The organism is Pacificoceanicola onchidii, assembly GCF_004804335.1.
In the GTDB taxonomy this organism is placed as follows: Bacteria; Pseudomonadota; Alphaproteobacteria; order Rhodobacterales; family Rhodobacteraceae; genus Pacificoceanicola; species Pacificoceanicola onchidii.
This window is the reverse complement of the sequence record NZ_SRXY01000002.1, coordinates 254,847-271,884: the sequence shown is the minus strand read 5'-3', so window position 1 is coordinate 271,884 and position 17,038 is coordinate 254,847. Positions and strand designations below refer to the sequence as shown.

At 53.6% G+C, this 17,038-nt stretch carries 13 protein-coding genes; 10 read left to right on the top strand and 3 right to left on the bottom strand.

All coding sequences use genetic code 11. The features are described from left to right. Positions 1–78: 78 nt before the first annotated feature. Together E4662_RS06525 and E4662_RS06520 are read left to right on the top strand one after the other, a co-directional pair. The gene (locus tag E4662_RS06525; protein ID WP_136440735.1) at positions 79–834 is read left to right on the top strand and encodes a hypothetical protein; all 756 of its coding nucleotides are present in this window, start codon (positions 79–81) and stop codon (positions 832–834) included. An 80-nt stretch (positions 835–914) separates the two neighbouring features. Next, complete coding sequence (locus E4662_RS06520; RefSeq protein ID WP_136440734.1) at positions 915–1,100, top strand: hypothetical protein; 186 nt, start codon at positions 915–917, stop codon at positions 1,098–1,100. Between the two features lie 276 nt (positions 1,101–1,376). Here E4662_RS06520 and E4662_RS06515 read toward each other — a convergent pair whose 3' ends face one another. Both E4662_RS06515 and E4662_RS06510 read right to left on the bottom strand, forming a co-directional pair. Continuing rightward, positions 1,377–1,721 (bottom strand): hypothetical protein, encoded by a 345-nt coding sequence (locus E4662_RS06515; protein ID WP_136440733.1) that lies wholly within the window; start codon positions 1,719–1,721, stop codon positions 1,377–1,379. Between the two features lie 76 nt (positions 1,722–1,797). Then, positions 1,798–2,601 carry a heparin lyase I family protein gene (locus E4662_RS06510; RefSeq protein WP_136440732.1) on the bottom strand — a complete coding sequence of 268 codons (804 nt, stop codon included), beginning with the start codon at positions 2,599–2,601 and terminating at the stop codon, positions 1,798–1,800. Positions 2,602–3,212: 611 nt separating this feature from the next. Here E4662_RS06510 and E4662_RS06505 point away from each other — a divergent pair. Genes E4662_RS06505 through E4662_RS06490 form a run of 4 tightly spaced genes read left to right on the top strand, consistent with a single transcriptional unit; the run spans position 3,213 to position 10,955 of the window. After that, positions 3,213–3,656 carry a helix-turn-helix domain-containing protein gene (locus E4662_RS06505; RefSeq protein ID WP_168797912.1) on the top strand — a complete coding sequence of 148 codons (444 nt, stop codon included), beginning with the start codon at positions 3,213–3,215 and terminating at the stop codon, positions 3,654–3,656. After that, positions 3,653–6,541, top strand: coding sequence for an ATP-dependent helicase (locus tag E4662_RS06500; RefSeq protein ID WP_136440730.1), 2,889 nt, complete (start codon positions 3,653–3,655; stop codon positions 6,539–6,541). Before E4662_RS06505 ends, E4662_RS06500 begins: the two co-directional genes overlap by 4 nt. A gap of 12 nt (positions 6,542–6,553) precedes the next feature. Next, positions 6,554–8,305: a DNA-methyltransferase gene (locus E4662_RS06495; protein WP_136440729.1), complete on the top strand. Its 1,752-nt coding sequence runs from the start codon at positions 6,554–6,556 to the stop codon at positions 8,303–8,305. Continuing rightward, positions 8,298–10,955 carry a DUF1064 domain-containing protein gene (locus E4662_RS06490; RefSeq protein WP_136440728.1) on the top strand — a complete coding sequence of 886 codons (2,658 nt, stop codon included), beginning with the start codon at positions 8,298–8,300 and terminating at the stop codon, positions 10,953–10,955. Before E4662_RS06495 ends, E4662_RS06490 begins: the two co-directional genes overlap by 8 nt. Before the next feature lie 8 nt (positions 10,956–10,963). On the opposite strand, the gene E4662_RS06485 is transcribed toward E4662_RS06490, so the two are convergent. After that, positions 10,964–11,857, bottom strand: coding sequence for a hypothetical protein (locus tag E4662_RS06485; RefSeq protein WP_136440727.1), 894 nt, complete (start codon positions 11,855–11,857; stop codon positions 10,964–10,966). 111 nt (positions 11,858–11,968) lie between these two features. Between E4662_RS06485 and E4662_RS06480 the strand changes: the two genes are divergently transcribed. The 4 genes from E4662_RS06480 (at position 11,969) to E4662_RS06465 (ending at position 17,008) form a co-directional block, all read left to right on the top strand. After that, positions 11,969–12,514, top strand: coding sequence for a hypothetical protein (locus E4662_RS06480; protein WP_136440726.1), 546 nt, complete (start codon positions 11,969–11,971; stop codon positions 12,512–12,514). Continuing rightward, the gene (locus E4662_RS06475) at positions 12,511–12,837 is read left to right on the top strand and encodes a helix-turn-helix transcriptional regulator (protein ID WP_240705138.1); all 327 of its coding nucleotides are present in this window, start codon (positions 12,511–12,513) and stop codon (positions 12,835–12,837) included. Before E4662_RS06480 ends, E4662_RS06475 begins: the two co-directional genes overlap by 4 nt. Positions 12,838–12,849: 12 nt before the next feature. After that, complete coding sequence (locus E4662_RS06470) at positions 12,850–13,962, top strand: tyrosine-type recombinase/integrase (RefSeq protein WP_136440725.1); 1,113 nt, start codon at positions 12,850–12,852, stop codon at positions 13,960–13,962. Positions 13,963–14,059: 97 nt separating this feature from the next. Further along, the gene (locus E4662_RS06465) at positions 14,060–17,008 is read left to right on the top strand and encodes a hypothetical protein (RefSeq protein ID WP_136440724.1); all 2,949 of its coding nucleotides are present in this window, start codon (positions 14,060–14,062) and stop codon (positions 17,006–17,008) included. Positions 17,009–17,038: the final 30 nt, after the last annotated feature.

Genomic DNA, 17,038 nt, shown 5'->3' with positions numbered 1-17,038 from the left:
TCCCACCGTTTGGTGCCAACCAAGCGCCTTTGTGCCAGAATGAGACCTCAAGTTTGTTCGGCTTTTTGAGGACGTTTCATGATCACCAAACACTTCCATGCCTTGCAGCGTCGTATCGACATGTTCGATGACGACCTCGAATTGTTTGACGTTTTGCGGAGGTCGGTGCTCGGTGGTGACCTTTCCGATGAGAACGATGCTTGCATTCTTTCGCGGGTTGATCCAGCGGCTCATACGCATTTGTCTCGGCGACAGAACTCGGATCACAACCGTTTGCTGACAATCAATCATCTTCGGAAGACGGTTTACACGTCATATACAAAGGACATTTATGAGGAACTCACTGAATACCTAAGAAGAATTTTGACGATGGCAGCATTGGTTGGGTTTGACGGTGGTCGACTGGTCGGAGAGCACTCAGCGAAGATGGATATTCGGACGGTTCTGCAACTAGGTTCTTGGGAGAAACTCTGTGAAGAATTGTCCGCAAACGTGTTTCAATCCTTGGAGGCCGAGCGAAGCACCCCCGCGCTCTTGAGGAAAATGAGGACCAAACTGGACCTCGCGTTTGATGAGGCACTGATTGATGCGGCTCTTCCATATTTGGAAGCGCGTCACCTATTGGTCCATGTAGACGGCGCGATCAATCAAGACTTTCGTAACAAGTATCCGACAGTTACTGAGCAGAATGGCAAGGTCTTAGTCAACTACCAGTTCGTAAGAAGTCTTCGGGATGCAGTATTGGCATTGGCCGATGCGTTTGACCGAGAACTGGTTGCGAAGGGACTTGTTGCCGATGGTCACATGCACCTGGCACCTCAAGCCGCCCAGTAGTTAGTCAATCCTATTCCATAACGATCACAGCAAACGTCCCTTGGCTGTTCCATCCCTAAATACACTCAGGAGGATCAGCCATGTCTGACACACGTATGACCATTCGGAATATCGACAGAACGCTTTATCGCCGTGCACGGGTTATGGCGGTCGAGAACGGCATGCCCATGGGCGAACTCATCAATCACAGTTTGGAGTTCTTCATGAATGAAGCTGAGTTTGTGGAGGAGGTTGCGGTGGACAAGGACCAGCTAATGACGGCGTGATGCTTTCGTCCGACCTGCGAGGTCACGAGGGCTTACGAGCACCATTGGTGTCAGGGAATGCCATGGTCAACAGCACGACTGTATCGTCGTGGTCGCCAGGCCGTTCTTTCGGTGTGGAGGACGCCTCTCTGATCCAGGCTGAGCGGCCTTTCTGTCGTGTCTTGCGGTCATACCAGAGACGGACATCCAATAGCGGCAGACCCAACCGAACGCGGATGCTGTTGCGCTTCCAAAGCCGTTCTAGGATGGCCTGCCGCTGTGAAACGACCCTAGCCGTCACTCGATGGTATAGGTCGTTGGTGCACCACTGGAGCCGACAATGACCAGTTGCCCATCGGCGAGGGCTGCGTCCTGACAGACTTCGGGGCCTGCAAATCGTGCGGGCTGGGTCAGTGTCCGGCACCATTTCCCATTGGAAATACGCCATGTGCCTGACAGCGTGTCCCCGCTCGCCAGAGTGCCTACCAGGGCCCCATTGGCCCCTGCGGTCAGTCGGGTGTCACCCGCTACCAATGTGCGGCCTGACACGGCCTGGGAGATTGGATCGACAGTCTGGGTCTCGGCACAGGCTGCCAGAGAAACGATGAGTGTGGTAGCAGTGACCAGGGTTCGATTTGTCATAAATGAAATCTCCTTCGGTTGAGTGATGGTCTGGCAATGGCCGTGAGGGGATGTGCCTTCACGCGCACGGATCGGATCAGCCAGACGATCCGGTCCGAGTGATCGTGATGTTTCGATAGTCCACCACGCTGGTCGCGTTCCCATCCTCGGAACCGGACCGATAGACGCCAAACCTGAGGTAAGGACGGTGCTGTGATGGGAAGGTCACGGGCTGGTGCTCGAACAGCGGTGCGCCGTTTAGATAGATGGACATCCGTCCCCGATTGCTGGTGTCAAGCACGACGCGATACTGGTGCCACCGACCGAGCATCCTTGACCGTGGGAAAATGGCCTTGAGACGCTGATACTCCGGCTGGTCGTTGTGGCCGCAGGTTCTCTCACAGCCTTGCAGGACGTTGGCCAGCAGATGCGTCCGCCCGAACTGCCGGAAGAAGAACATCAGGGGCGGCTTCTGGCCTGTGTGGATTTGAAAGAAGGTCTCGTTGTCACCAAAGAAGCCTTCCACAAAGCGGGCTTCAAAGGTGATCTCATAGCGGGAGTTGCGTTGCAGGGTGTCTTCAGTCCTGATCTCCGCCCTTTCGCTGTAGCGTCGGTCGAAGATGCGGTTGTGGGTCGGGTCGTTATCCGTCGGTGCACCACCGATGTCGCCATCAGCAATGGTGAAACGGACGAATGGAACGCCGCCCTGCTGCATGACTTGCATTGAGGTCTGCCGTGGGAGCCGTTGGGTGGCCTCGATGTCCACGCCCAACACAGATGAGACCTGTCGTTCCACTGCGGCTGGAACGCGGTAGTTTTCGGCGATTGCCAGGTCTGGAACATGCAGGCAGATCAGTGCTGCCAAGTGGTGTAAGATCAACCGCATCGTCACCACCGACACGTCGCCGTCTTCACGTCATTCGACCCTTGCACTCGATACTTCACGAACCGTGTTGCCGTGCCATCGGGGTAGGAGCGCCATATCTCCTCACTTAGGGCCTCGGTCATGTAGACGTGATCTTGCCCACCGATGTATTGGCGGCTGTGCTGCTCCAGGCATTGACGCAGCTTGCCCTCTAGGCTGCCACCGCTGAGGGCGAGGTAGCCCAAGAATCCCGCACCGAAGATGAGCGCCCCTGTCACAACGCTATTCATGCAATGTCCCTCCCTAATCGCCCGTTCCCAGCTGAACCTGACCTACATGGGCAATGCCCCTCGGCGTGGTGGAGCGCGTAGAGGTCATTCGGTGTGACCTGACCGCCTGTCGCTTCCCAGATCGCCCGTGCCACCCGCTTTGATGGGGCAACCTCTGCATCCTTGATCCGAAGAATCGTGCTGGCACTGGTCCCGCATTGGCTGGCAAGCTGACCGAGGGTTAATCCATTTTGTTCAAGGTATTGCCCAAGCTTCATGTGTTCCGTATTCCGTTTTATGGAACGATTCGCAACTCATTTTGTGTGATAGGTGGTATTCGCCTTCCCTCACGTTCCGTAACGTGGAAAAATGGGAGCTATGAAAAATGCGACCTCAAAGTCCTTCGGCGCGATCCTCGTCGATGCCCGTGAGTCAAAAGGCATGTCCCTTGGCGATGCTGCCAAGCTGCTTGGTGTGCCCAAGACCAGCCTGTGGCGATGGGAGAACAACGAGACGAAGGTGGACGCCCAACGGTTGGTGGACATCGCTGCGGCCTACGGTCTGTCGATCTCAGCGATCTTCGAGGGCAAAATCTTGAAGGCCCCTACACAGACGGACTTTGACCGACTGGGCGATGTGGTCGAACACATCGAACTCATCATTCAGGGGCTGTCGGTGCGTCCGAACCCCAAAGCTCTGCGGACGGCAGTCGTTGAGGTGCTGCGACTGGAAACGACCCGCGTCCTGGAAACGCCTGGCAGCACCTTCGATCCATCCCGCTATGACGCCATGGTCTCCAGCATGTTGGGGCAGGCATCGTGAAAGCCTCACCAAATCAGGCCCAACAACAGGTCATCGAAAGCATAGCTGGACCACTCTTGGTCGTTGCTGGTCCTGGATCGGGAAAGACGTTTTGTCTGGTCGAACGTGTTGCCAACATCCTCAGAAGCACAGGTGTTGCGCCGGAGCGGGTATTGATTTCAACATTCACGGAGAAGGCCGCTAAGGAGCTCGTCACCAGGATTACATCGAGGCTTGGTGGCATCGAGAACCTTGGCAATCCGTTAGACCTGACCGTCGGCACATTGCACTCAATTTTCCTTAGCCTACTGGAAGAGTTCCGCGCCTACACGCGCATTCAGAAGAACTACACCGTCCTTGATCAGTTTGATCAGCAATACTTCCTGTTTCAACAGGCTGGTGAGTTCAAGAGTATTGAAGGCATCGAAGATGCCTTGGGTCTGAGAGGGCCACAATCATCGTGGCGGTTCGCTGGTGCATTAATGTCCTGGCTGAACAAGATCAGTGAAGAAGGTATTTCGGCCAGCGATCTGTTGGTCAGCGCAACACCTGAAATGAAGGCGTCGGGTGAAGCCTATCAAACCTACCAGCGTCTCTTGTCCGAGTTTAACTACCTCGATTTTTCTACGATCCAGGTTGAGATGCTCAGGCTTCTCGACAACCCTGATGTCCGCTCTCAAATCCAAGGGCGGTTCGACTACCTGATGATCGACGAGTATCAGGATACAAACACGATCCAGGAAAAGATCGTCCTGAAGCTTGCTGACGGCCATCAAAACCTCTGTGTCGTCGGAGATGATGATCAAGCTCTCTATCGGTTCCGTGGCGCGTCGATCAGGAACATCCTTGAGTTTCCATCGCGCTTTCCATCGGGGCTGTGCAAACAGGTTCGACTAACGAAGAACTACCGATCCGAGCCACCAATCATCGACTTCTATAACAGGTGGATGGACACCACCGATTGGTCCGAAGATGAGCAAACCTTCCGCTTCGACAAAACCATCGAGCCTGCGGTTGAACGATCCACAGCGCATCCAACTGTCTTCAAGGTTTCTGGTGATGATGGGGAAGAAAACTGGGCGGAGGAAACCCTGGGGTTTCTTCAAGACCTCAGGTCCAAAGGAATCATCAAGGATTGGAACCAGGTCGCGTTCCTATTCAGGTCGGTCCGTAATCCCAAGGTCGTCGCCTTTGCCAATGATCTGGAGGCGGCTGGCATACCGATCTACGCCCCCCGATCCAACATGTTCTTCGAACGAACCGAAGTGCGGCTGATGATTGGGGCCTTGCTGTTCCTCTTCCCTCAGTATGGCTCGATCCGCGAAACAAGAGAGGGAATGAATCTTCAGGTCTGGTCGTTCTACGATGCGTGTCTGGCCGAGTTCCTTGAACATCTGAAGTCCGGTGAAGACCCGCAGATCAAAGCCTGGGCGACAGGCATGGCCAAGTCGCACATGACCCTATCAGAGAACACCAACTACCCCTTCTCTGGCTTGTTCTATGACCTGATGCAGTTCCCGACTTTCAGCCGATTTCTGGACGAGGGGATCGCACATAGCGGTGTCAGGGACAGCCGCCCCGCCCGTAACCTGTCGAAGTTGTCGCGGCTGCTGAGCAAATACGAGTATCTCTACAACGTCATCGTGATCCGGCCTGATCGGTTGGAACGCGACTTGCTGACCCTCTTCAACTACTTCTTCCGCTTCCTCTGGGACGGCGGCATCGAAGAGTATGAGGATGAAAGCGAATACGCCCCATCGGGCTGCGTATCGTTCATGACGATACACCAGTCCAAAGGGCTGGAGTTCCCGATTGTCATCGTCGGTTCGCTGGATGCCGTTCCGCGCAAGCAATACACTGATATGGAGGTCATACTGGAGCAGGAGTTCAGTGGACGCGAACCGTTCGAACCCATGGACCGGATCAAGACCTTTGACTTTTGGCGGCTGTTCTACACCGCGTTCTCCCGTGCACAGAACATGCTGGTGCTGACCTGCCAGGAGAACACGCCCAAGGGCCGTGGCCAGCGTCACGTGCCCGCCGCCTATTTCCGCCCCGTTTACGATGGCCTGAAGTCCTGGCGTGACTTGACCTTCGACCCCGGCACCATCGACTTGACCGAGGTCAAAGAAGTGGACATCAAACAAAGCTATTCGTTCACGTCCGACGTGTTGGTCTTCGAAGGATGTGCCCAACAGTATCGCCTGTTCAAAGACCTCGAATTTGCGCCCGTGAGGACGAACGCGATCCTTTTTGGCACCTTGGTCCACCAGACCATCGAAGACATCCACAAGGCCGTCCTACGGGGCGAGGAAAGCAAGGTCACATCAGACCAGATCACATCCTGGTTCGACCTCAACTACGCCAACCTGACCAAGAAGGAACGGGTCTACCTGGCGGAGCCCGTGCTGAAGATCGCGAAGCGACACGTGACCAGCTATGTGGATCGGGAACGGGCCCATTGGCACCGCTTGCGGGACGCGGAGGTGGAACTGTCCCTGCTCAAGGAAGACTACATCCTAACGGGCACCGTGGACCTGGTGCAGGCCGATGACGGGTCATATGAGATCATCGACTTCAAGTCCGAGAAGAAGCCGGACCTGATTGATGAGGCGGATCGGCTGAGCCGCTATCGCCGTCAGCTTCAAATCTATGCGCACCTGCTGGAAGAGAAGCGGGAGGTCGAGGTCAGCCGGATGACGCTGTATTACACGGGCGAAGAGGCTGGAACTCCGCGTATCACGTTCAGCCGTGAAACGACTGATGTTGAAGGCACAATTGCCAAAGTCGATGCAGTCATCCACGATATCGTTGAAAAGAACTACGGCTTATCAGAGCGGCCAGAACGGCTTTGCAAGAACTGTGACTTCCAGGCGTTCTGCGACATGACGTTTTGTAAGGTATAAGGGGATTTGAGCATGGCAGATAAGCAGGAAGCGTTTGAGACGTTTGATTTTGATCTGGAGCCTATTCGAGGATTTCCTGAGTTAAGGTGGACAGGCAAACGCGCCTTTACCGCCACACAGTTCTTTCCTGCTCAGAGGAAAGAAAGCTATGGAGACCCCGTAGGCGGTTGGATGAACAAGCTCTTTTGGGGTGACAATATCCAGGTGATGTCTCACCTGTTGAGGGACTTCAGACATTCAGTTGACCTAATTTATTTGGACCCGCCTTTTGACAGCAAGGCTGAATACAAGAAGAAAGTAAGGCTCAAGATCGGGAAGGCCGATGGGGATCAGAACTCCTTCGAGGAGAAACAATATAATGATATTTGGGGCAATGACGGATACCTTCAGTTCATATACGAAAGACTTGTGCTCTGCAGAGAACTGCTGTCTCCGACTGGCTCAATCTATCTGCATGTTGATTGGCACAAGTCATCGCACATTCGACTAATCTTAGATGAAGTATTTGGGGCTGGAGCAGCACTTTCCCAATCTTCGCCGGGCTTCAGAAATGAGATCATCTGGTGTTATTCCGGTGGCGGAGTTCCGACCAATGAACTGCCGCGCAAGCACGACAACCTATATTGGTATACAAAGTCATCGGAGTGGAAGTTTAACGCGGTCTATCGTGCTTACAGCGAAGGCACTCTCCAAAGAGGACGAACTGCCGTGAAGGGAGAGAATGCCAAATTGAGGGAGGACGGCACTCCAGTAAACGATTGGTGGAGCGATGTAAAAAAGATCACTAGCCCCACTGACCCTGAAAAGCTGTATTATCCCACCCAAAAATCAGAGGAGCTTCTTGAGCGTATCGTTCAAATGCACACTGATGAAGGCGATTTGGTCTTTGATTGTTTTATGGGTTCTGGCACCGCTCAGGCAGTCGCACTGAAGATGGGAAGGCGTTTCTTGGGCGCGGACATCAACCTTGGAGCAGTCGAAACGACAACCAAACGCATTTCAGCGATTGTTTCACGTAGTGCATCTGGCGGTATCGCGATAGACGATACTTCTACGTGGAGCAAAGCTGGCTTCGAGGTCTACAACGTCAATGATTATGACATCTTCCGTAACCCTGTCGAAGCCAAGGAACTGATCAAGGAAGCGATGGAGCTTCAGCCCTTGCCGACCAGCAGTGTCTTCGATGGGCAGAGGGATCAATTCTTGGTCAAGATCATGCCAGTGAACCGGATCGCCACCCGCCAGGACTTGAATGAGGTTATCAGTGGTCTCGACTACAAGAAATTTGAACGGATGAGGGCTGAAGCCCCGTCAAAGGTTGTTGAAAGGATTATGCTCGTTTGTATGGGGCATGAGCCTGATATCGGCCCAGAACTTGTGAAAGCGGTAAAGCCTGACAACATCGAAGTCGAAGTCGTCGACCTGATCCGTGACAAGGCCAACCTGCACTTCAAACGTCAGTCAGACGCCAAGCTGGTCATCAAGGACGGTCACCTTGAGATCGCAGGGTTCTACCCGCTCAACCTGCTTCAGAAGCTCTCTATGGACACGGATGCGGTCGAAGACTGGCGGCAGTTGGTTGAGACGATCAAGGTGGACTGGAACTATGATGGTGCCGTCCTCAGCCCTGAACTGATTGATGCACCGGACAAAAACGATCTTGTGTCGGGCCGCTACCCAATCCCCGACGATGCATCGACCATTCGTGTGAAGATCACCGACCTGCTGTCAGAGTCCTGGGAAGGTGAAATCGAAAATGGCTAAGAAGAAGATCAACCAGGACTTCGCCTTCTTCAACGCGCTCTACCACTTTGTGCAGACCAACAGGGGGCGGGTGCGTCAGAAGTATCGCAAGCTGTCCAAGCACCTGTTGGACTTCAACGACCCTGACCTGCGGACGGACGCCTACCTGCGGCGTCCCCAGTTCGAAGCCCTGGAGATGTATGTCTTCCTGAAGGAGTTCGCCGAGAACCGCCACGTGCATCAGGTGTTCAGCGAGTGGGCGAAGGGCGAAGGTATCTTTGAAGGGCTGGTGACCGCCGACGCATCCAAGTCCGGTCAGGGCCTGTTGTTGGGCTTCGAAGAGATTATCGGTCAGGATCAATACGACGCCCTGTTTGCCAAGATGAGTGAACGGGCCCGCACTTACCCCAACTACATCTTCGCGCTGACCATGGGCCTGGGGAAGACGATCCTCATGGCCACGTGCATCTTCTATGAGTTCCTGCTGGCCAACAAGTTCGGCAAGGACTCCAAGTATTGCCGGAACGCCCTGGTGTTCGCACCGGACAAGACGGTTCTTCAGTCGCTCAAGGAAATCCAGACCTTCGACCTGTCACTGGTTGTGCCACCTGAGTATGCCAACTTCCTGCGCACCAACCTGAAGTTCCATTTCCTGGATGACACCGCATCGACCATCGGTGCTCAGGACGGATCGTCGTTCAACATCATCATCTCAAACACGCAGAAGATCATCCTGAAACGCAGTAAGGCCGAGCCAACCGCGACCGACAAGCTGTTCGCCGAGAAGAAGGGCACCCTGTCCGAGGTCTATGGTGACCTTTACGAGATGCTGGGCGAGGATGCCCCTGAGACCGATGCCGACCTTGCCGTGAACGCAAGATTCCAGCGGATTGCCAGGCTGCCTCAGCTTGGTATCTATGTCGATGAGGCCCACCACTCGATGGGGGCGTCCCTTGAGAAAGACCTTGGCCAGGCCAAACAAATCTCGGCCCTGCGCACGACCATTGATGAACTGGCACGAGCCCTAGAAGCCCGTAAGACCAGTGTTGTTGGATGCTACAATTTCACGGGAACGCCCTACGTCAAAGACCGGATCATGCCGGAGGTGGTCTATGCCTATGGGCTGAAGGCGGCCATCGACAACAAGTATCTCAAGCAGCCGGACTTCTTCACCTACACGGGCAATATCAAGTCGAACGATTTCATCCGTGAGGTCATCACCGACTTCTGGACTGAACTGGGCGAGTCCCGCCATGAGGGGATGCTGCCGAAGCTGGCATTGTTCGCGTCTACCCTGGAGGAGCTTGAAAAGGACCTGCGACCAGCGATTGAAACTGTCCTGGCCGAGTTGGGTGTTTCAACCGACAAAATCCTGAGAAACACGGGTGACTCGACCAACGAGGAAATCCGTGAGTTCAACCGCCTCGACACTGAAGACTCCAATAAGCAGTTCATATTGCTGGTCGGAAAGGGCGGCGAAGGTTGGAATTGTCGGTCACTCTTCGGCGTGGCCCTCTACCGAAAGCCCAAGTCCCGCATCTTTGTGTTGCAGTCCACCATGCGATGCCTTCGGGCAATTGGACCGCAACAGGAAACTGGTCGCATTTACCTGTCGGCTGAGAACCAGGCGATCCTGGATGATGAGTTGCAGCAGAACTTCCGTGTGACAACAGATGAACTGGGCCCCAAGAAGGATGACACATCGGTCACCGTGGAAGTGACGGCAGTGCCGCCACCAGTGATCATCAAGCTGAAGCGTCACCGTGAACTTTATCAAACGGTGAAGAAGGAACAGCCGGATAACATTCAAGTCGATCTGTCAGACGAGGCCATGGAACAGTTCCGTATCAAGCTTGAACGACGCACCCACCTGAAGGACAAAGCAACGTCGGTTGAAGACATCACAGAACGGCAGTCGCATAAGAACTATACTAAGCTCACCTTGATCGGCGAACTGGCACGATATTTCTCTGGCGACGATATCTCAGCATTCGATATCGAAGAGGTTCTGGACGACACGGAATACGGTCTGGAAGGCATCTTGGAAGCCGTGAACATTGCCAACGACATCATCTTTGATGTCTTGGTCCCACATATTTTCCATGCCTTCTTTGAGGTCAAAAAGTTCCAGAAGTCAGAAGAAGAGGAAGTGGAACTGATCCGAGGATACAACGACAGTTCCAACAGATTGCCGGAGTTCACGTTTAAGGCGCAGGAGCACCTGGTTCAACGTCGAGACTATCCGAAATACGACGGGACCCGTGCAAAGTCGTTCCACCTGGACGCGTATTGCTTCGACAGCGCACCTGAGGTCGAGTTCTTCGAAAGGGTAATCAAGGACGAGATGACCGAGAAAATCTACTTCACAGGAATGCTAGTTCACGGGCAGTCTGGGTTCCAAGTCTACTATATCCACCCAGAGTCCCACACCGTCTGCAACTATCATCCCGATTTCCTTGTTTATCGTAATGACGGGAAGGCGCACCTGATCGAGGTAAAGTCAAACTGGAAGAAAGACGATCCGGTGGTGTTGGCCAAGAAGGAAGCGGCGGAGCTACTGGCTGTGGGAAACCAATTTGAGTATGCTTTGGTCACTAGGGAACAGTTCGATGGATTCCTGAAGCCTGATGGTTGGGATCGCTACGAACCAGACGCCGTTCTCGATACATAGACCCTCGGTCACTTCACAGCATCAGCGCGTTTCATGAACTCTAAGGTCTGTTCCACTGTCACCGTTTGACCCATCATGAGTGAGATCAAATTAGGGTCTTTGTCTCTGTTTCGAGCTAGTTGGCGAACGTGATCTGCGAAGCCATCGTTGTGACGCCCCACAACCTCTTCCGGCACGACGCTTACATAAAACTCGGTGACAAATCGCAAAAAGCCACCAGTGTATCGGCGTTCGTTGAATAGATCGCTCCGCCCGTTATTCACCACTTCGTTGACTTGGGCTTTGTGGCCGTCGGCATTCTCCTTCTCATAGATTGCAGCCAATGCATGGACCGCAAAAACCTTCGCATAGAGAGATGGCCGACCACGCCCACGGATATCGTTTTTGTAGTCGAACAGATCAACAATCGCAGACAAGTCATCCATAGTTGCCTGAATATACTTTGCGGTCGCATCGACTTTCTCGATCAGGCTTTCTTCCTTCCAGATTTGAGCGGCAGTGGGCGCACGGGAGTGCTGATCCTGACTTGCCCTAAGGGCCGTCACGATCACATCCCGATCTGCATCTTCCAGACTTACTGATGTTTTTCTCAGAGCATTCAGTAGAGACTTGAGAGTATCGTGAGTCGATTGAACTGGCACTGTCTGATCAATTGTCTTTTTGATCGCCAAGAACCTCACCGTGACTTCGCTTATTTCTTCAGCAATTCTCGTCTGCTCCTCAGGCTGATCGTCACCACGCCCCAGATGTCCCAACAGCCGCCTTAGCGATGGCGAAGGCCAGTTGCGAGGCTGGCGCTTCGGTGCGTAGGCCAGCCTAATGCGTTCACACACACCCACAAAATCCTCATGCAGATTACGTGCAAGGTGTTTCGGCGTGTGTTTTCGGGTGTCAAAGGTCATGGGCTCCACCCACAGATAGTAATACCGAAAAGAAAGGGGTTTTTCTCCCCGACGCAGAAAGAAACTGCTCCCGATATCAAAGAGGCGTTCCAACAAGAAAGGAGAACGCCCTTGAAATCAGACAGTTATAACGTGGCCGACATTGATCGCATCGTCAATGCATGTGCAGCCTCCGATGCCGTCGCGCGTCAATACATCAGGACCGCAGACTACCGTGCTTTCATCAGCACAAATGGTGTGATGGTCGATGCGACCGAACCACTCGAACATGGAAAGAAAGCGAACTCATGCCTGCTGGTCCAAGCCTGGCCTGGCGGTGATGCACTGACATTCGTCCACTACAAGTTGCTGGGGGCCAAAGTTGCATCCAGGCCCTCCATCACGTCAGAGTTCGAGTTTGCAATCGCTTGGTCCGCCGAAGTTGGCATCAAACAGGCCGATCCGATCATCGTGCATGTTGTGCAAGGTGACGACGCACCGGTCTACTTTGACTACGCGGTGTCTCATCATCTTGGCAGAAAGCGCGACCATTTCAGCCTGGATGTCCAGGACCTCAACGACCGCTATAGCCAGATGGTTGAGCGGGTTTGTGAGCACGTCATGCTCGTTACTCAGTTCCATGCGCAGATCGACCTGAACCCGCAGGTGGCGGCATGATCGATAGCGGACAGAAGCCCATCAACGCGGAAATGGTTCTCACCAATGCTGCAAGCAGCCTCTCAGCCGCTGCCGAAGCTCTGGTGCGTGTCGGGAATGTGCAGGAACGCAGTCACAAACCATCAACACCGAAGCGTGGACTGACACGAAACGAGGCCGCGTATTACATCGGCGTCAGCGTCAAGACCTTTGATCGGTTGGTGCAACAGAGGGTCATGCCGAAGCCGATCAAGAAATTCTCTCGTGCCATCTGGGACCTGAATGCGTTGGACAATGCATTCGAAAGGTTTGCGGCCACCGACGATGAAAATCCGTGGAACTAAGGGGATGGTCGTATGAGCATTTCACTTCCCTATGTCACCAAGGACCGAGATCGAAACGGCAACGAACGCCTTTACTATCGGCGTCACGGCAAGAAGTTCCGGTTGCGCGGCCCCGTTGGGTCACCAGAGTTTCTCGTGGATTATCAACTTGCGATGGCAGGCCATGTCCCCAAAGAGCAGGGTCAAGCAAAGCTGAGCACCACGAAGAATGGTTCGATGCGTGAACTGATCGAGCACTATTACCGATGTGCCGCTTTCACGACGCTGGCCCCACGCACTCGTCACGTGCGGCGACAGATTTTGGATCGGTTCTGCTGCAACATAAATGACGGTGACAAGCCCTTCGCATCTCTGCAAACGCGCCACCTGTTGCATCGCAGGGATGTCATGGCGGACCGACCGGAAGCGGCCAACGGCATGATCAAGGCGCTTCGGCAAGTCTTCAAGTTCGCCGTGGAATACGGCTACTGCGACGACAATCCGGCGATGAGGGTGCCGATGCTCACTGGCTCGGAAGATGGCTTTCCTCCTTGGACGTTTGATGATGTCGCAAAGTTTGAGAAGCGCCATCCAATTGGCAGCATGGCACGACTTGCGCTCTCCTTGGCCCTGTGCACTGGCCAGAGGCGGAGTGATCTCGTGCTTCTCGGTCCAGGTTTGGAGAAGACATATCACGGTCGTGAAGGGCTTGAGTTTGTTCAATTCAAGAACCGAAACAACAAGCAGAAAAGGGTGAGCTTATGGGTTCCGATTGTTCCAGAACTTAGGGCAATCATCGATGTCACCCCGACCAATGGTCCGACTTATATTGTCGGTGCCCGTGGGAGGCCAATGACCGCAGAAAGCTTCGGGAATCGATTTCGTGACTGGTGTGATGAGGCGGGTCTGAAAGGACTATCGGCCCACGGCCTTCGCAAAACAGCCAGTGTCGTGCTGGCCGAAAATGGCTGCACCGAACAGGAAATCATGGCGATCACGGGGCACCGGACATCTAAAGAGGTCATCCGCTATACGCGCTCGGCTGAACAAAAAACTCGTGCGGTGAATGCTGTCGAGAAGATCAATCCGCGTCCCGCTCAGGCTAACAAAAATCCTGAAAAAAATGACCGAGAGACAGACTTATGAAATCTGTTCAGGAAACCATCCGTATCGTCCTCGGCCACTGTCAGACGAGTCAGCCCAATTCCGTAAATACCTTCGATGTAAAGAAAGGAGCCAAGCCATGATGCGGTCAATCGACGATCTGAAAATCTCCGAAGCGCATAAATCGCAACTCCGCCGTGCGAGGGTTCGGGAACAAAATGATCTGGGTCTCAAATGGATCGCCAGAGGGCTGAAGAGTAATGCGGCGGCTTTCCCACATCTCTTCCGCCGTGAGGGTGGCTCCTTCCTCGATTTTGATCTCGATGAGATGATCCAGGAACACCGGATCGGAGAAATGGAACTTGACTGGCCTGCATTCTTTTCAGATGCGGTTCTGTTCACCAACCCACTGGCGAAGGGAGAATACGACCCAAACAAACGTGTTCCAGGCAAGCACTCAGGTGGCACTCCACCCAGCCAGAGGATTGTGAACGGCGGCTGGTTGGTTCTGACCTTCGAGGTGGACTCCACGACTATTGGCGAACTTGAGATGCAGCTTGACTGGTTTGCGGGGAAACCGGATATCTGCGCTTTTTCCAAAGTTCACGCCGCTCTGTCAAAGTATGCTGACTACCGTGGATACTCAGTGATATTCAGTGGGAACAAAAGCCTACATATCCATATTGTTTTCGACATCAGGCATTTGTCGAAAGGACTTCTTCCACACCAGAGAAGGTATCGCGCCCTATGGAAGAAGGATGTTTCAGGTGCCGCCTTGGCCGAGTTGCATCGTCTGGTTTGGCTGGAAGCAGCGGGTATCATCCAGGCGCAGTTGAACACTCAAGCCAAATTTGACCCGAAGCTGAGCAGCTACATTCAGAAACGCCGGAGCCCATGGGGTGTTCGCACTCTGATCAAGCCATCAAAGCTTCAAGGGTTTTCTGTAGGCGATCAGGTAGGGCAGGTCGTTCTTCAAGAACGATTGGCCAACAGAACATTGGCTCCATTGGGTGCTCCTGCCTTGTTCGACGCGGACAAAATCAAGGGCTTTTCTGCTGTGGCTCGAACGTTAACCAGGATGCCGAGTGCCAATCGTGTTCAGTCAGTGAATGCCAAGCAGGTTCTGGCTGAGTTGCAAAGCTACTTGAAGAATTACGGTTGGTGCGACTACCCAAAACCCGTCGATCTGAGGTTCGATGGCGAACACAATATCGTTTTCTTCAAGAACGATGCGTCAGATGTGCATCCATCTACCATTGTTCGCGGCGACTACCGACGGTTGTTGGCTGCTGGTCGTGGCGCATCCCCGAAGCCTGCCTTTCTTCCGAACAATCTGACCCTCGATCAAACGTTGGAGTTGCTTCCCTCAGTTGCGGCAACCACCCCAACGAATACAAGAAGCGTCACCCGACTGCCCAAGATGGGCCAACCTCTCTTTGGCGCAATCGACACGTCCTCTGCGAGAGGCAAAGCAGCTTCCGTGTTCCATCATGCTGCTACCCAACCAGGGCCAACGCTGATCCAGGGGCCCGAAGGTTTGGGCAAGACGTATTCTTTGATGGAGTCATTCTATGACCTGTGGATGGACGACGATGTTCATCTGTTTGGAGTGGCGGCTCCAGCCATGTCGCTGTCTAATCCGTCACGTGGCTTCACTGGGTTTTCGGCACGAAGCGAGGCACAACTCTCTGAGAAACTGAGCGAGTTTCATTCACTGCATCCAACCAATCATGCCATCTCATTGCCATCCTTCTCCAGTCTCTATGCTCAGGCGCTGAACGCAACGGGAACGTCCAAGCAATACAGCCGAGCGGATGCTGGATCAGCTGGCGAACTCTCACTGTTGCATTTCATCAAGAAACAACAGCCGGAAGTTTTTTCAGAAATGGAAAGACTGCGTGACGACCTTTGGCGCACAGAAAACGGGGCCACGATCTTTCAGCCAAACGCGGTAGTTTTTCTGGTCCACGGGCTGCTGAAAGTTTGGCCACATGCCATCTTCACACGTGCCTTCCTTCATCCCGACTGTCCGTCTGACCTCGACCCACAGAAGCTGCAAGCATGTGCTGATCAGATGAGTTTCCGTCGTGTGATCTATGACGAAGTCTCGGTTGATGACTTGGTTTCAGTTCTTCCGGCGTGGCAGGTGAAGCTCTCAGACAAAGCACGAAAGAAGTGCAAATCGATCAGCGGAAAACGTTGGGACGAAGTTCCGTTGCAGACAAGGGTTGCCGCCTTTGAAACCATAATAGCGGCAAATGCAGAACCGGATACGAAATTCGACTTTGATACGTGTGACCAGATCATCCGGCAAAGGATCAGGTTGAAGAAAGACAAGATCACCGTTGATGCGAGTCTGTTCCCGTTCGGCAATGGCACTGACGAAAAGAACGTCTACGTGACACAGGTCGATGGTTGTGAATACTACTGCAAGCCGCAAAGGTGGTTTTCGTCTATGGGATGCCCCGTCGTGGTGCTCACCACCGAAGACCTGCCGCGTCTTGTGGTTTCAGGAATGAATCAGAAACGAGGGCCGAATGAGGAAAAGGTTTTCCGAGTCATCAACATGACACATACCCCCCATTTGCACCGCGATTCTGTGCCTCTTGTTTTTGACAGTAGGGCACGAAATCCCAGGGGCGAAAAGGAGTCGGTAATCGATCTCGCTGAAAGCCTGTTGGCAGCAGGTTTCGAGTTTGTCATTTCAAATAAGCTCAACCCAGGGGACAAGAGATGGCAGGGTAAGGTCGCGGCACATGAAGGTGCGCGAGGCAGGAATGACTTGGTTGGCAAGAAAATTGCCTCCATCCTTCTCTATCCCGCGCCAAGCCAATTTGCGGAACTCTGCGCCTTAGGCATGGCATTCAACATTCCCAACCCTCACGTTGTCGCCTACCGAGATCAGATTCATCAGAGTTTGGGCCGAAACCTCGGTTTCAGATACACGAGTGGACAGCGAGATGACGCGCATGTCGTTGTGATGAAATCTGGTCTCTATCGAGATTTGGATGGTCTTGGGGGCCAATCTGTTCCCCAAGGTGGGACGCCCCGTTACCAGTTTGTCCTTTCAGATGAGAATTTCAATTAGGTAGGGGGATCAGAACAACAGGACTAATAG

Coding starts and splice junctions, on each gene's coding strand:
- E4662_RS06525 (WP_136440735.1), top strand. CDS start 79: ATGATCACCAAACACTTCCATGCCTTGCAGCGTCGTATCGACATGTTC.
- E4662_RS06520 (WP_136440734.1), top strand. CDS start 915: ATGTCTGACACACGTATGACCATTCGGAATATCGACAGAACGCTTTAT.
- E4662_RS06515 (WP_136440733.1), bottom strand. CDS start 1,721: ATGACAAATCGAACCCTGGTCACTGCTACCACACTCATCGTTTCTCTG.
- E4662_RS06505 (WP_168797912.1), top strand. CDS start 3,213: ATGAAAAATGCGACCTCAAAGTCCTTCGGCGCGATCCTCGTCGATGCC.
- E4662_RS06495 (WP_136440729.1), top strand. CDS start 6,554: ATGGCAGATAAGCAGGAAGCGTTTGAGACGTTTGATTTTGATCTGGAG.
- E4662_RS06490 (WP_136440728.1), top strand. CDS start 8,298: ATGGCTAAGAAGAAGATCAACCAGGACTTCGCCTTCTTCAACGCGCTC.
- E4662_RS06485 (WP_136440727.1), bottom strand. CDS start 11,857: ATGACCTTTGACACCCGAAAACACACGCCGAAACACCTTGCACGTAAT.
- E4662_RS06475 (WP_240705138.1), top strand. CDS start 12,511: ATGATCGATAGCGGACAGAAGCCCATCAACGCGGAAATGGTTCTCACC.
- E4662_RS06470 (WP_136440725.1), top strand. CDS start 12,850: ATGAGCATTTCACTTCCCTATGTCACCAAGGACCGAGATCGAAACGGC.
- E4662_RS06465 (WP_136440724.1), top strand. CDS start 14,060: ATGATGCGGTCAATCGACGATCTGAAAATCTCCGAAGCGCATAAATCG.